The organism is Comamonas sp. B21-038, from assembly GCF_022387135.1.
Lineage (GTDB): Bacteria > Pseudomonadota > Gammaproteobacteria > Burkholderiales > Burkholderiaceae_C > Comamonas > Comamonas sediminis.
The window spans coordinates 460887-473813 of record NZ_CP092462.1; the positions used below are offsets into that span (position 1 = coordinate 460887).

General features: G+C 59.6%; 12 protein-coding genes and 1 tRNA gene. 9 read left to right on the forward strand and 4 right to left on the reverse strand.

Annotated features, from left to right (window positions below; translation table 11 throughout):
* The first annotated feature begins 54 nt into the window (after positions 1 to 54).
* From fabD to MJ205_RS02100, 8 genes are all read left to right on the forward strand, one after another.
* Positions 55 to 999 (forward strand): ACP S-malonyltransferase, encoded by a 945-nt coding sequence (fabD, locus tag MJ205_RS02065; RefSeq protein WP_239810967.1) that lies wholly within the window; start codon positions 55 to 57, stop codon positions 997 to 999.
* Positions 996 to 1742: a 3-oxoacyl-ACP reductase FabG gene (gene fabG, locus MJ205_RS02070; protein WP_239810968.1), complete on the forward strand. Its 747-nt coding sequence runs from the start codon at positions 996 to 998 to the stop codon at positions 1740 to 1742. The genes fabD and fabG overlap by 4 nt, the downstream gene beginning before the upstream one ends.
* Before the next feature lie 105 nt (positions 1743 to 1847).
* Complete coding sequence (gene acpP, locus MJ205_RS02075; RefSeq protein ID WP_021027954.1) at positions 1848 to 2087, forward strand: acyl carrier protein; 240 nt, start codon at positions 1848 to 1850, stop codon at positions 2085 to 2087.
* Positions 2088 to 2171: 84 nt separating this feature from the next.
* Complete coding sequence (gene fabF / locus MJ205_RS02080) at positions 2172 to 3416, forward strand: beta-ketoacyl-ACP synthase II (RefSeq protein WP_239810969.1); 1245 nt, start codon at positions 2172 to 2174, stop codon at positions 3414 to 3416.
* Between the two features lie 131 nt (positions 3417 to 3547).
* Entirely contained in the window at positions 3548 to 4090 is a 543-nt protein-coding gene (locus MJ205_RS02085) for a hypothetical protein (protein ID WP_239810970.1), read from the forward strand.
* A gap of 59 nt (positions 4091 to 4149) precedes the next feature.
* Entirely contained in the window at positions 4150 to 4785 is a 636-nt protein-coding gene (rpoE, locus tag MJ205_RS02090; protein WP_182343191.1) for an RNA polymerase sigma factor RpoE, read from the forward strand.
* 56 nt (positions 4786 to 4841) lie between these two features.
* Positions 4842 to 5609, forward strand: coding sequence for a sigma-E factor negative regulatory protein (locus MJ205_RS02095; protein ID WP_239810971.1), 768 nt, complete (start codon positions 4842 to 4844; stop codon positions 5607 to 5609).
* 219 nt (positions 5610 to 5828) lie between these two features.
* The gene (locus MJ205_RS02100) at positions 5829 to 7301 is read left to right on the forward strand and encodes a DegQ family serine endoprotease (RefSeq protein ID WP_446715049.1); all 1473 of its coding nucleotides are present in this window, start codon (positions 5829 to 5831) and stop codon (positions 7299 to 7301) included.
* Between the two features lie 145 nt (positions 7302 to 7446).
* Here MJ205_RS02100 and MJ205_RS02105 read toward each other — a convergent pair.
* A tRNA-Arg gene (locus tag MJ205_RS02105) sits at positions 7447 to 7523 on the reverse strand.
* 248 nt (positions 7524 to 7771) lie between these two features.
* Between MJ205_RS02105 and MJ205_RS02110 the strand changes: the two genes are divergently transcribed.
* Entirely contained in the window at positions 7772 to 8203 is a 432-nt protein-coding gene (locus tag MJ205_RS02110) for a hypothetical protein (protein ID WP_239810972.1), read from the forward strand.
* A 255-nt stretch (positions 8204 to 8458) separates the two neighbouring features.
* On the opposite strand, the gene MJ205_RS02115 is transcribed toward MJ205_RS02110, so the two are convergent.
* From MJ205_RS02115 to MJ205_RS02125, 3 genes are all read right to left on the reverse strand, one after another.
* Positions 8459 to 10858: an autotransporter outer membrane beta-barrel domain-containing protein gene (locus MJ205_RS02115; RefSeq protein ID WP_239810973.1), complete on the reverse strand. Its 2400-nt coding sequence runs from the start codon at positions 10856 to 10858 to the stop codon at positions 8459 to 8461.
* A 337-nt stretch (positions 10859 to 11195) separates the two neighbouring features.
* Positions 11196 to 12116 (reverse strand): hypothetical protein, encoded by a 921-nt coding sequence (locus MJ205_RS02120; protein WP_239810974.1) that lies wholly within the window; start codon positions 12114 to 12116, stop codon positions 11196 to 11198.
* A gap of 259 nt (positions 12117 to 12375) precedes the next feature.
* Positions 12376 to 12894 (reverse strand): MarR family winged helix-turn-helix transcriptional regulator, encoded by a 519-nt coding sequence (locus MJ205_RS02125; RefSeq protein WP_239810975.1) that lies wholly within the window; start codon positions 12892 to 12894, stop codon positions 12376 to 12378.
* Positions 12895 to 12927: the final 33 nt, after the last annotated feature.

Below are 12927 nucleotides of genomic sequence, written 5' to 3' on the forward strand. Positions count from 1 at the left end.
TTGCCGAGACTGCTGCCATCCGCCGATTGATAAAAAACTGATTTGAACCGAGACATGAGCGCTTTTGCATTTGTATTTCCGGGCCAAGGCTCGCAGTCCGTGGGCATGCTCGATGCCTGGGGTGGCCACCCCGCCGTTGTCCAGGCTTTGCAAGAAGCCTCGGATGCGCTGGGTGAGGACCTGGGCGCGCTGATCCAGAACGGCCCCAAGGAAACGCTGGCACTGACCGCCAACACCCAGCCGGTGATGCTGGTCGCGGGTGTTGCCGCATGGCGTGTCTGGCAGGCCGAAGGCGGCCCACAGCCGATGGCCGTTGCAGGCCACTCGCTGGGCGAGTATTCGGCACTGGTGGCTGCTGGTGTATTGACTTTGAGCCAGGCCGCACCGCTGGTGCGCCTGCGTGGTGCTGCGATGCAGGAGGCCGTGCCCGTCGGCGCCGGTGCCATGGCTGCGGTGCTGGGTCTGGATGCCGAGAAGGTCAAGGCCGTGTGCGCCCAGGTGACTGCCCAGCTGGGTGGCGCTGAGGTCGTCGAGGCGGTGAACTTCAACGACCCCGGCCAGACCGTCATCGCCGGCTCCAAGGCCGCGGTGGAAGCGGCCAGCTTGGCCGTGAAGGAAGCGGGTGCCAAGCGCGCGCTGCCGCTGCCGGTGTCGGCACCTTTCCATTCCAGCCTGATGAAGCCCGCTGCTGAAAAGCTCAAGCTGGCGCTGGCCGAGCTGCAACTGGCTGCGCCCCAGATTCCTGTGCTCAACAATATCGATGTGGCGATGCCCAGCGAGGCCGATGCCATCCGTGATGCGCTGTACCGCCAGGCCTTTGGCCCCGTGCGCTGGGTTGAATGTGTGCAGCGCCTGCGTGCGCTGGGCGCCACCCATCTGGTCGAGTGCGGCCCGGGCAAGGTGCTGACCGGCATGACCAAGCGCATTGACCCTGAACTCGTCGGTGTGGCTCTGTACGACCCCGCCACCTTGCAAGAAACCAAAGAAGCCATCGCATGACTGAAACCACCTCCACAGCCAAAGTCGCCCTGGTTACCGGCGCATCGCGCGGTATTGGCGCAGCCATTGCCCAGGCGCTCGGCGCAGCCGGCTACCAGGTGATCGGCACGGCAACGACCGAAGACGGCGCTGCCAAGATCTCGCAAGCGCTGTCGGCCTTTGCCGGCTCGCGCGGCGTTGCGCTGGATGTGAACAATGGCGCTGCCGTCGAAGCGCTGATCGACAGCCTGGTCAAGACCCAGGGCGGTCTGCATGTGCTGGTCAACAATGCCGGTATCACCCGCGACACCCTGGCCATGCGCATGAAGGATGACGACTGGGATGCCGTGCTGGGTACCAATCTGAAGGCCGTGTTCGGTGCCAGCCGCGCTGCCATCCGTCCGATGATGAAGCAGCGTTTTGGCCGTATCATCAGCATCACCAGTGTGGTGGGCGCATCCGGCAATGCCGGTCAGGCCAACTACGCGGCCGCCAAGGCGGGCGTGGCAGGTATGACGCGCTCGCTGGCCAAGGAACTGGGCAGCCGCGGCATCACGGTCAACTGCGTGGCGCCTGGTTTCATCGAGACCGATATGACGGCCCAGTTGCCCGAAGAGCAGAAGAAAGCACTGCAGTCGCAGATTGCCCTGGGCAAGCTGGGACAGCCGCAAGACATTGCCAACGCTGTGGTCTATTTGGCCTCAGACGGTGCCGGTTATGTGACCGGACAGGAGTTGCATGTCAATGGCGGCATGTATATGTAGATTTGACGAAAGTTGAATGCCGTTTCCTCGCGACGGCAAGTTGCACTCAGGTATTGCTGAAGCAGCTAGAATCGCGGGTTCATTCACAACCCCCAGAGGGAAACCATGAGCGATATCGAAGCACGTGTCAAGAAAATCATCGCCGAACAACTCGGCGTGGAAGAGTCTCAAGTAACGAACGAAAAGGCCTTCGTGGCCGACCTGGGCGCTGACTCGCTGGACACCGTGGAACTGGTGATGGCTTTGGAAGATGAGTTCGAGATCGAGATCCCTGACGAAGACGCAGAGAAGATCACGACGGTGCAGAACGCCATCGACTACGCCAACAGCCACCAAAAGGCTTAATTGATTGCGCATGCACTTGGCGCCCCTGGGGCGCAAGTGTCTTGCTGCCAATCTTCCGAGAGATCAACAAGAAAGTTGTAACGCATGAGTCGCCGTCGCGTCGTCGTGACTGGTCTGGGTTGCATCAGCCCCGTGGGTAACACGGTTGCTGAAGCCTGGTCCAACATTTTGGCCGGTCAATCCGGCATTGACCTCATTACCAAGTTCGACACCACGGATTTCAGCTGCAAGATTGCGGGTGAGGTGAAGGGTTTCGATCTTGAGTCCTATATGAGTGCCAAGGAAGCACGCACGATGGACTCCTTCATTCACTACGGCATCGCCGCAGCCCAAGAGGCTGTGAAAGACGCCGGCCTGCCTTCGGGCGAGGCACTGGATGAAGAGCTCGCAACTCGTATTGGCTGTGTGATCGGTTCGGGTATCGGTGGCCTGCCGCTGATCGAGAACACACACGGTGAATATGAGCGCCGTGGTGCGCGTCGCATCACGCCTTTCTTTGTTCCCGCGTCCATTATCAATATGGTCGCAGGTCATGTATCGATGCGTTTTGGCTTCAAGGGCCCGAACCTGTCGGTGGTGACCGCTTGCACGACCGGCTTGCACTGTATCGGTGAAGCTGGCCGCATGATCGAGTACGGCGATGCCGACGTGATGATTGCAGGCGGCTCCGAAGCCACTGTTTCCCCGTTGGGTGTGGGAGGGTTCGCAGCGATGCGTGCACTGTCCACACGCAATGACGATCCCAAGGCGGCATCGCGCCCCTGGGACAAGGGCCGTGACGGCTTTGTACTGGGTGAGGGCGCCGGTATTGTGGTGCTTGAAGAGTACGAACACGCCAAGGCCCGTGGTGCCAAGATCTATGCCGAGCTGCTGGGTTATGGCATGAGCGCTGACGCCGGTCACATGACCGCGCCCAACATGGACGGCCCACGCCGCGCCATGCTGGCTGCCCTGCGCAATGCAGGCGTCAATGCCGACCAGGTGGACTACCTCAATGCCCACGGCACGTCCACGCCGCTGGGAGACCTCAACGAAACCAATGCCATCAAGGCGGCCATGGGTGACCATGCCAAGAAGATGGTGGTCAGCTCGACCAAATCGATGACCGGGCATTTGCTCGGTGGTGCTGGCGGCCTGGAGAGCGTCTTTACCGTCATGGCATTGAAGGACCAGAAGATTCCCCCGACCATCAACCTGGTGGACCAGGATCCGGAATGTGATCTGGACTACTGTGCGAACACGGCGCGTGACGCCAAGCTGGACATCGCCGTCAAGAACAACTTCGGTTTTGGCGGCACCAACGGTACGCTGGTGTTCAAACGGGTGTGATGAGGCGGCCGTCTCGGCGCCACTTCTGATATGCCTCGATAAGGCCTCTGCTGCAGAGGCCTTTGTCGTTTTTGGCGGGCATGGGCAACGCAAGGGCGTCGCGTGCTCCCCGCAGGGGTTTGCCCTGCGCCATGCCGGAGCGCCGTATTGCACAATGGGGTGATGTCTCTATTCAGCGCCTCCTCATGGGACAGCATCACGGCTCCCGCGCAATGATGGCGCCGCAGACATGGGTGCTGGCGAGTCCTTCGCGCATCCGTCTGCTATTGGCGTGCTGGGTGGGGCTCACGGCGGTGTTGGGTCTCGTCTGGATGCATGTGGCCGCCCCTTCTGCCTGGCAGCGTGCCCTGGCCGTGGCTGTGTTGGTACTCGCCATGGCGATCGCCTGTCGTATGCCGCTGTGGCCGCAGGGAACTTGTTTGTGCTGGACAGGCTCTCAGTGGTGCCTCGGGCAAGGCCCGCTGGCATCGGCACACCGCCAAGCGCTGGCACAGTTGGCCGTGCTGATGGATGGGCAAAGCTGGATTTTGCTGCAGGCCTGGCCGCTGCAAAACGATGGACGCAGTCAGTGGCTGCTGGTGGTGAAAGCCTCTAATCCAGAGCGTTGGCCGGATATTCGTCGGGTTTTATACTCGTCCCTTGCCGCTGAACCGCAGAACATCCATCAGGTGTAAGCCTACAGCTGAACAACCACAACAATAGCTGCAAGCTTGTAGCCAAGAGGGCCTCTTTTATGACGGGAACGCCAACGGCCAGTACCCCGAATGCAAATGACAGCGATCTGCACCTGGTGCAGCGCACGGTGGCAGGAGATCAAAAAGCCTATGGCCTGCTGGTACTCAAGTACCAGCGACGCATTGAACGCCTCATCGGGCGCATGGTGCGCGATGTGGATCTGGTGCCTGACCTGGCCCAGGAGACTTTCTTGCGTGCCTATCGTGCACTCCCGCAGTTTCGGGGAGACGCGCAGTTCTACACCTGGCTGTACCGGATTGCCGTCAATACCGCCAAGAAGGCGATGGTCGAGCTCAGCCGCAATCCGGTGATGACCGAAAGCGCGCTGCGCGGAAAAGACGATGACGATGAAACTTATGTGCCTGGGCGCGAACTAACCACAGATGAAACGCCGGAAACGGTTATTGCCGCCCAGGAAATTGCCCAGGCGGTCAATACCGCGATGGACGCGTTGCCCGAGGACCTGCGCCAGGCGATCGTGCTGCGTGAGATTGAAGGCATGTCTTACGAAGACATCGCCGCTGCGATGGATTGCCCCATCGGTACCGTGCGGTCGCGAATCTTTCGTGCCCGCGAGGCGATTTCCGCCAAGGTAAAGCCCATGCTTGAACGCCAGTCTGGCAAGCGTTGGTAGCTGATATGAGTGTGATGACTGGCTGCAAGGGCCTGGGGCCCGCTAGGAATATGGCTATGAATCTCGAAAACCAAGCATTGAACAAGAGCACACAGGCTGCCTGTGAGCAGCTGTCCGCCTGGATCGACGGTGAATTGGATGACCAGACGCTGAGCCAGCTGCTGGCCGCGTTGCCGGATCTGGCAGACGATGCGGATTGCTACGCCTCGGTGCAGTCCTACCAGGTCATTGGCGACCTGATGCGCACGGCGCATGCGCCGTGCTCTGACAGCCTGGCATTCCTGAATGCATTGAATGCCAAGATTGCGCTGGAGCCACCGTTGGTGGCCCAGGGACAGCCCGCACCAGGCGATGTGGCCGTGCCCGCAGTGGCCACGGCCACTGCGCAGGCTGTCAAACCTGCCGCCGTGCAGGATGCTGCCAACCATTCGGTCTTCCGCTGGAAGATGGTGGCCGGCTTTGCCACGGTGGCTGCTGTCGCCATGGTGGGCTGGAACAGTGTGGGCCTGCTGTCGAACGGCTCGGGCAATGATGGACGCCAGCAGATCGCGTCAGCCGCTGCTCCCCAGGTGGTCGCTTCAGCAGCTTCTGGCCGGCCTGCAGCGGGGTCTAATGCCCAGGGGCTGGTCCAGCAGCAAGTGACGGTCGGCCAGAACTCCACGATCATGCTGCGTGATCCGCGCCTTGACGAGTTGCTGGCGGCACGCGGTCAGATTGGCGTTACTGCCAACCTGCAAATGCCGGCTGGCTTCTTGCGCAATGCCACCTTCAATGCAGAAAAGCGCAGTGATGGCTGTGCCGACAAGGCCTCGCGCCTGTGCTGATCAGGCGCTGATTTCCTCCAAAAACACCTGCTGTGCAGGTGTTTTTTTATGACTTTTAGCGCCAGAGGCTTGAAACCTGTGGTTTGCTGCCTATCTGATGGTGATGCACGCTTGGAACCTTGAGGCAGATGGCCCCTCCAATTGCGGCACGGCGCCATTGCAAGTGGCTTGGGTCCCTGCAGATGCTGCGCCGCCCCCATTGTCAAATTGAGGAGTGATATGTCTCTAAAGCGTTGGAAGCCTTTTCAGATCAGCGCACTGGCGGCCATCCTGTCCGTCAGCAGCGCGATGATGCTGCCAGCGGCAGCCCAAACCCCCGCGCCTGCGGTCGTGCGTGGCTTGCCTGATTTCACTGACCTGGTCGACCAGGTCGGGCCATCGGTGGTCAATATTCGCACGATGGAAAAGGTCTCCAGCCGCCAAGCGCAAAGTGGTCTCGATCCCGAGATGCTGGAGTTTTTCAAGCGCTTTGGCCTGCCTGTCCCCAGCATCCCCAAGCAACAACGCCCTCAGCGCCCAGGCGCGGATGGCGATGAGGTGCCCAGCGGCCTGGGCTCCGGCTTCATCCTGACGGCAGACGGCTATGTGATGACCAATGCGCATGTGGTCGATGGCGCCGATGAAGTCATCGTGACCCTGACCGACAAGCGCGAGTTCAAGGCCAAGATCGTCGGCGCCGACAAGCGCACCGATGTGGCGGTGGTGAAGATCGAGGCCACGGCCCTGCCTGCCGTCAAGATTGGCGACGTGAACCGCCTGCGCGTGGGTGAGTGGGTCATGGCGATCGGCTCGCCGTTTGGGCTGGAGAACTCGGTGACCGCCGGCATTGTGTCTGCCAAGCAGCGCGACACTGGTGATTACCTGCCCTTTATCCAGACCGATGTGGCCATCAATCCCGGTAACTCCGGCGGCCCGCTGCTGAACATGCGTGGCGAGGTCGTGGGTATCAACAGCCAGATCTACTCACGCTCGGGCGGCTTTATGGGCATCTCGTTCTCGATTCCCATTGATGAAGCGGTGCGCGTGAGCGACCAGTTGCGCGCCACCGGCCGCGTGGTGCGCGGCAAGATTGGGGTGCAGATTTCCACCGTCAGCAAGGATGTGGCCGAATCGATTGGCCTGGGCAAGGCCCAAGGCGCGATGGTGACCGGCGTGGAAAGCGGCTCGCCTGCCGAGAAGGCTGGTGTGGAGGCGGGTGACATCATCACCAAGTTCGACGGCAAGCCGCTGGAGAAGCTGGCCGATCTGCCGCGTTGGGTGGGTAACACCAAGCCAGGCTCCAAGAGCACGGTCACCGTATTCCGCCGTGGCAAGACCTTGGACCTGCCGATCACCATCATCGAAATTCCGTCGGACGCCAATGCAGATGCTGCTGCTTCGAGCAAGGAGCCAGAGAAGGCCAAGCCTTCGACTGCAGCGCAGCAACTGGGTCTGGTGGTTACCGACCTGACCGATGCACAGCGCAAGTCCATGCATCTCAAGGGCGGTGTGCAGATTGTGTCGGCTGATGAGGCCGCTGCCCGCGCGGGTCTGAAGCAGGGCGATGTGATCCTGGGTATTGCCAATACGGAAATCAATGACGTCAAGCAGTTCGACGCGGCTGTTGCCAAGGCTGACAAGTCCAAGCCCGTCAATGTGCTGTTCCGCCGGGGTGAGTGGACGCAGTATGTGCTGATTCGCCCGACCAAATAAACCGTCCGCGCACTGTCGCTGTGCGGGTCTCAAGCCGGTCTCCTGGATGGAGATCGGCTTTTTTCATGGGGCGGTTGGATCCAAGGAGGCGCCCGCCCCAGCAACGAAAAAGCCTCAGAGCATTGCTACTCTGAGGCTTGACGTTTGGTGCGGCTGGCAGGAATCGAACCCACGACCCCTTGGTTCGTAGCCAAGTACTCTATCCAGCTGAGCTACAGCCGCTAAGCCATCGATTGTAGCACGCAATCTTGAACCATTTACAGATTTTTTTGGTCCGTTGAACCAAGCGGACTGGACCAGGGGCTGGTTGGGCCAGTCAGCTCTTGGTCATCCTCTCCGTTGATGGCATGCAGATATCACAGCGAACGGCCTGTAGCGCTCCGAGTGAACGTAGTACATATTCACTATTTTTGGGGATTGACCGTTGGTAGGCGCAGTCCGATAGTTAGCCATATTGTTAATTTCTGTATATGGCTGCTGAAATGAGGTTGTACAGGCTTTCGATCTTGGGGTGGTTGCTGGCTTTGGGCTGCGTGCTGATGCATGCCCTGCCTGCTGCTGCATCGACCAGAGATGCGCCAGAGAACTACAACCTGCTGCGCTTGCAGCAAGTGTCGGCTGTTAGCCCTGGACCCCATGCAAGCCGTCTGGCCAGTGCCTGGGCGCAGGGTGTGGCTTTGCCTGGCACCGATGCGCATGCCCCTCCGCTTGGCACTGCGCAAGATGACGAGACGGTTTTCCACCGTGTACGACACAGCATGGGTGCGGTGAGCGAGCAAGCGGTCGGCGTTTGGTCCAGGCCCACTCCGAAGCTGGGCGGGTTGGTGCTCGTCTTGCTGACAGTGTTCGCACTGGTGCTAGGCTTTTTAAGCCTGCGCTGGCACCGCGAAACAGCGCAATGACCCGGGAGATACCATGCCAAGCATCTTCCCAATCACCAAAAGATCCGTTTGCATGGTGGATCAATGATGCCCTTCAGTTTTTGAAGCGGCTGTGTGCCCGTGCATCGTATGGCGGGGGCGCAATGCCGTACCAGGTGGCTTGGACTCCAGCATGCGGCGACCTTTCTCAGACTTCCGGATCGATTCAGGTTTTGCCGAAAGGGTGGCCTTTGCGGGGAGGGCGATACCGGCAATGTGACCGCGTTTTGTGGATCCCTAATGCGTTTTCTGGTGCGCTACTGCCTGCTGTTGTTGGCGGCGAGCCAGCAGCATGCCTGCCCCACTAAGGCTGAGAGACAGCAGTAGCAAGTTGCCGTACCCAGAGGAAGGAACTGCCTTGACGGCGGCCCCCCGGTTGTCGTCGTCTCTGACCAGCACCTGTGCGGGAGTGCCTGCTGGCTCATAGCTGCCCGCAGCAGTGGCTGGCGCGATTGACAGCTCTGCAAGGACGTCGCCGTCATTCGGGTCGGTATTGGGGGTTGCCACGATGGTGCAAGTCGCGGTCGAAGCGCCCGCTGGTATGGTGATGGTCTGAAGGCAGGAGGTGCTGTATCGTGGATTGGCGGCGGGAAGATTCAAGTTCACGCTGAGCCCTTGCGCCGGAGCCGCTTGCGAGAGCGTCAAGGTGCAGGTGCTGACCTGGTTGACAGAATCAAACAGCTCGGCAGGCGTGCAGGCAACGCTGACGGTAGGAGCCAGCAACATGGATTGCAGATACCAGTTATTGCCTACCTTGTTCAAGGTATAGCTGAAGCCACCAGCACTGATGCTGCCGCCCTCCAAGCTAAACACGGCATCGGATGCGCCATCGACCTTGACCACCAGAATGCCATTGCCGCTGGTGACGGCGCCCAATCCGTTGGCATTCACGATGCGCAAGGTGCTGGCTCCGCTGGTGCTGCCGTTGACTTCCAGCACATCAGACGCAGAGTTGCTGTCGCCGAGTACCGTGTCGAGGACCACCACATTGCTGGCTGTGCCACTGAAGTTGCCTGTGAGCGTCAGGCGATCATCCGCAGCCGCGCTGGCATCCGCAAGGCGGATGGTGCCCGCACTCGCGATGCTGCCATACACGCTGAAGGTACCTTGGGCAGCGCTGGCATTGAGTGTGGCTGCACCATCGATATTGAGCTGGGCCGCTGCGCCACTTTCGAACAGCGAGCCGCGGAGCTGCAAGTTTGCCGCATTGGCGAGGTGGATCGTTTCCCAAAGGGTCAGGTTGCTTCCGTTGGCAAGATTATTGCTGCCGGTGAAACCGCGCATGGCTACACCATCCAAGGTCAAGATGTCGTTACCCGCACCGCCATCAAACTGGGGAGCTTGCGACACATCCACGCCTGCAAGCAAGGTGAGGGCGTCGTCACCCTCATCCATGGCCGTGATGCCGACGAGTGTCCCCCCGCTCGCCTGCATGCTGTCATTGCCTGCGCCCATATGGATTCTGCCGGTTATCGAGCCGCCGGTGTGGACCAGCGTATCGGCGCCGCCACTTAAAAACACGGATCCGCTCACTGTTCCTGCGTTGTTCAGATGCACGGGCACGTCCTGATAGGCCAGTACGGCGTAACTTTGTGGATCCGAGCGAATGATGCCACTGGCGCTGTTGTTGATGGTTTGCAAGGCCGTCAAGCCGGCTGCGGAAGGAAGCACCATCACCGTAGCTCTGAACGCAGGGTCCGGAATGGCGGTGCTGGACTTGATCTCCAACAGTCCGCTGTTGTCAATCGTGGCTGGATTGGTGTTACTGGCAGCACCCGATTGGGCGGCATACACATAATTGCTGGGGCTGTCGACGATCACGCTGCCGGTGTTGTTGATGCGAGAGAGACCGGTGCTATTGGCGTAACCAATGACGGCTATGCCCCCTATCGCCGACGTGGCCCCAGCACTGGTATTGACCACGCTGACACTGCCGCTATTTTGTACCAGGGAACTGGCCGTTGCGCGCTGGTAAATTCCGGTACTGCCTAATGTACGTGTTGGATGGGTGTTGGTGACATGGATTTGCCCGGCATTGATGGTGCTGCCACTGCCACCGCTTGCAGGGGCCCACATGCGCGGCTGAAAGCCGTTGGTAAAAGCGTCTGCCGAAGACTGGGAATTCACCAAGCCCGTATTGGTTACGGTGAAATTTTGCGCCAGCACCTCTATCACATTGTTCGAAACACTCGCGCCGGTCGCCGTATTGGTAAACGTAATACTGCCAGCGTTGGTCACCGTCGCTTGGCTATTTGCGGCGCTTGCTGCTACCGCCACCACATCCAATCCACTATCGGTCAGCGCAGGGCTAGCGGTAGTCATGACGAGGCTGGCGCCCGCTTCATTGCGGAAGCGGGCGGCGCTGAAATTGTTGTGGGTCAGGTAGCCAATATTGGCCAGTGCTCTGCCGCCTCCCGCCGGTATTAGATAGAGCGCATTATCCCAGGTCATCTTGCCTTGATTGATAACCAACACACCGTTCGCCGCTGTCTCAACCGCATAGATCAATCCAACACTGGCGCCATTCAGCGTCATATCACCTGTGGCGTCGTTGGTGAGTTGAACGTTTGCCGCATTGATCTGGTACTGGCCTGTCGTTGTGCCGCTGCACAAAACCGAGCCCCCTGCGGTGCCCATGGGCGAGGGCGGTGAGCATGCGGCCCAGCTGGTCAAGGGCAGCGCAAATGCTCCATATGCTGTTGCTACAAAAGCCTTGAGTCCCCAGTGAAAAGGAACTCCTACAGATATGGGCAAATAGTTCATGCGCACTAAATTACCAGTTTTATGTATCCCTTTGTTAATATTTTGGCTATGGGGTGGCGCATATTTTTAGATGACGCTCTATTTTTAAAATAGCCTCAAGCCGGTTAAATAGTTGTTATTGCATCTTGTCTTTGTACGCTGCCATGGGTATGCACTTTTGCCGCCAGTTTTCACTGACTGGGTGCAGACATGCAGGCCCATGGATTTAAGGCTAGCGCTGAGCCAGCGCCTTACCGTCCTGCGACATCGCACGCAGATGGCGCTCCACACGCAGGAAAACCACGATCATCATCAAGAAAACGAATGACCACAGCAACACGGTGAATACCAGCAGGTTGCTGGGTTCAATCAGACGCTGCAGCCAGTCGGACGTCGCCGTCTGCACATCGCTCTCCCCCGCCTTGGCGCTGAACACCATGTTGTAGTTGAGCAGCAGATTGCTCACGGCAATGGATGCGGTCTGCTTGCTGATGCCAGCCTGCACCTGAGGGTCCGCCAGCAGGGTCTTGAGCGCGGCAGGCGCGCCCAGCACGAAGGCGCGGCCTGCCTCATAGTTGTAGCTGCTGATGATGCTGCGGGTCTGGTTCAGCAGCACCTCGCCAATGCTGGTGGGCTGGGGCTCCCAGCCATCGCCATCGGCTGCCTCGGCAGCGGCAGATGCCGCAGTGGCCGCGTCCAGCGCGGCGATGTCGTTGCCGGCCCGCTCCTTGGCATGCATGGCCTCTACCAGTGCGGGCAGCGGACGCGCGGGTGCCAGGCCTCGTTCGCTGTTGTCGTCTTCAAGTTTCTTGCGCTGTACCGGATTGCGTTCAATGGCCGCACGTACCAGTGCATCGACTTCTGCAAATGCTGCCACTGCGGCAGTGTCTGCTGCCAGCTTGTCATCGTGTACGACCTGGCTGGAGTCACCATAGCCAAAGTCGGAATAGGTGATCTTCTTCAGCTCTTCGTCGCTGATTTTGAGTGCGGCCCAGTCGCGGCCTTTGTGCATGTCTTCTGCGGCGGTCTCGGAGGAGGGTTTGTGGGCAGCTCCCCAGCTCCACAGCGCAAAGTTGAACAAGGTGAACAACACGAGTACCACCATCACCAGCCGCATCAGGTACAGCAGCGCACTTTCTATTTTTCCGAGCATTTATTCCATCTCTCATCAATTTTCAAAACCCGAGAGTGTGGCATGGGGTTGGGAGGCGATGACGGTTATTGCTCGTTGCTATGGTTACTGATTGTTTATTGCCCCGCGCGCGATTTCCAGAGCCGGATGCGGGGAGAAGTGGCTGTAATCACAGTTGATTATTGAAGTCTCGAATGAGCCATGCAGTCGAGATGATCTGCACGATGGAGCCTATCCTCTAACTCGCGATTGCGCTGGTTCAGCCGTATCCGTTTTCCGTTCAACTCTCCTCCTTGCCCGCATTCTGCTGCGCATCGATCGCTTTCATGTTGTCCAGCAGCTTGAGCAGGTAGTGCAGGGTGTGCACCATGTCATTGCTCGAGAAACCCTCCAGCGCTTGCTCGTAATAGCGGCCAATCGACTCGGCCGCATCGTGCTGCCACACCTGCTGCCCGGCAGCGGTGAGCTGCACCAGGCGCGAGCGTTTGTCCGCCGGGTCGGGCACGCTGTGTACATAGCCTGCGGCCTCCATGCGCGACAGCAGACCGGTCAGGTTCTGGCGGCTCACCAACAAATAGCGCGCCAACTCCCCCATACCCATGCCTTCTGCGGTTTCTGGCCGTGACAGGGCACCCATCACCGCCCATTGCTGTGTGGTCAGGCCCTGGGCTTCCACTGCCTTGGTACCTGTTTTATGCAACATGTTGGCGCATTGGTAGAGCTTGAAGTACAGCCGGTTGGCCAGGTCGGTGCGCAGCTGGTTCGGGTTTTCTCTAGGATTTTTGGCGGTTTTGCTCATGATTCGGATATTGCCATGGCACGGCATTTGTGT

What these genes read in the sequence shown, in the direction of transcription:
- rpoE (WP_182343191.1), top strand. Translation starts at nt 4,150, where the DNA reads ATGACGGGAACGCCAACGGCCAGTACCCCGAATGCAAATGACAGCGAT.
- MJ205_RS02125 (WP_239810975.1), bottom strand. Translation starts at nt 12,894, where the DNA reads ATGAGCAAAACCGCCAAAAATCCTAGAGAAAACCCGAACCAGCTGCGC.
- fabF (WP_239810969.1), top strand. Translation starts at nt 2,172, where the DNA reads ATGAGTCGCCGTCGCGTCGTCGTGACTGGTCTGGGTTGCATCAGCCCC.
- MJ205_RS02100 (WP_446715049.1), top strand. Translation starts at nt 5,829, where the DNA reads ATGTCTCTAAAGCGTTGGAAGCCTTTTCAGATCAGCGCACTGGCGGCC.
- MJ205_RS02120 (WP_239810974.1), bottom strand. Translation starts at nt 12,116, where the DNA reads ATGCTCGGAAAAATAGAAAGTGCGCTGCTGTACCTGATGCGGCTGGTG.
- acpP (WP_021027954.1), top strand. Translation starts at nt 1,848, where the DNA reads ATGAGCGATATCGAAGCACGTGTCAAGAAAATCATCGCCGAACAACTC.
- fabG (WP_239810968.1), top strand. Translation starts at nt 996, where the DNA reads ATGACTGAAACCACCTCCACAGCCAAAGTCGCCCTGGTTACCGGCGCA.
- fabD (WP_239810967.1), top strand. Translation starts at nt 55, where the DNA reads ATGAGCGCTTTTGCATTTGTATTTCCGGGCCAAGGCTCGCAGTCCGTG.
- MJ205_RS02110 (WP_239810972.1), top strand. Translation starts at nt 7,772, where the DNA reads ATGGCTGCTGAAATGAGGTTGTACAGGCTTTCGATCTTGGGGTGGTTG.
- MJ205_RS02085 (WP_239810970.1), top strand. Translation starts at nt 3,548, where the DNA reads ATGCCGGAGCGCCGTATTGCACAATGGGGTGATGTCTCTATTCAGCGC.
- MJ205_RS02095 (WP_239810971.1), top strand. Translation starts at nt 4,842, where the DNA reads ATGAATCTCGAAAACCAAGCATTGAACAAGAGCACACAGGCTGCCTGT.
- MJ205_RS02115 (WP_239810973.1), bottom strand. Translation starts at nt 10,858, where the DNA reads ATGGGCACCGCAGGGGGCTCGGTTTTGTGCAGCGGCACAACGACAGGC.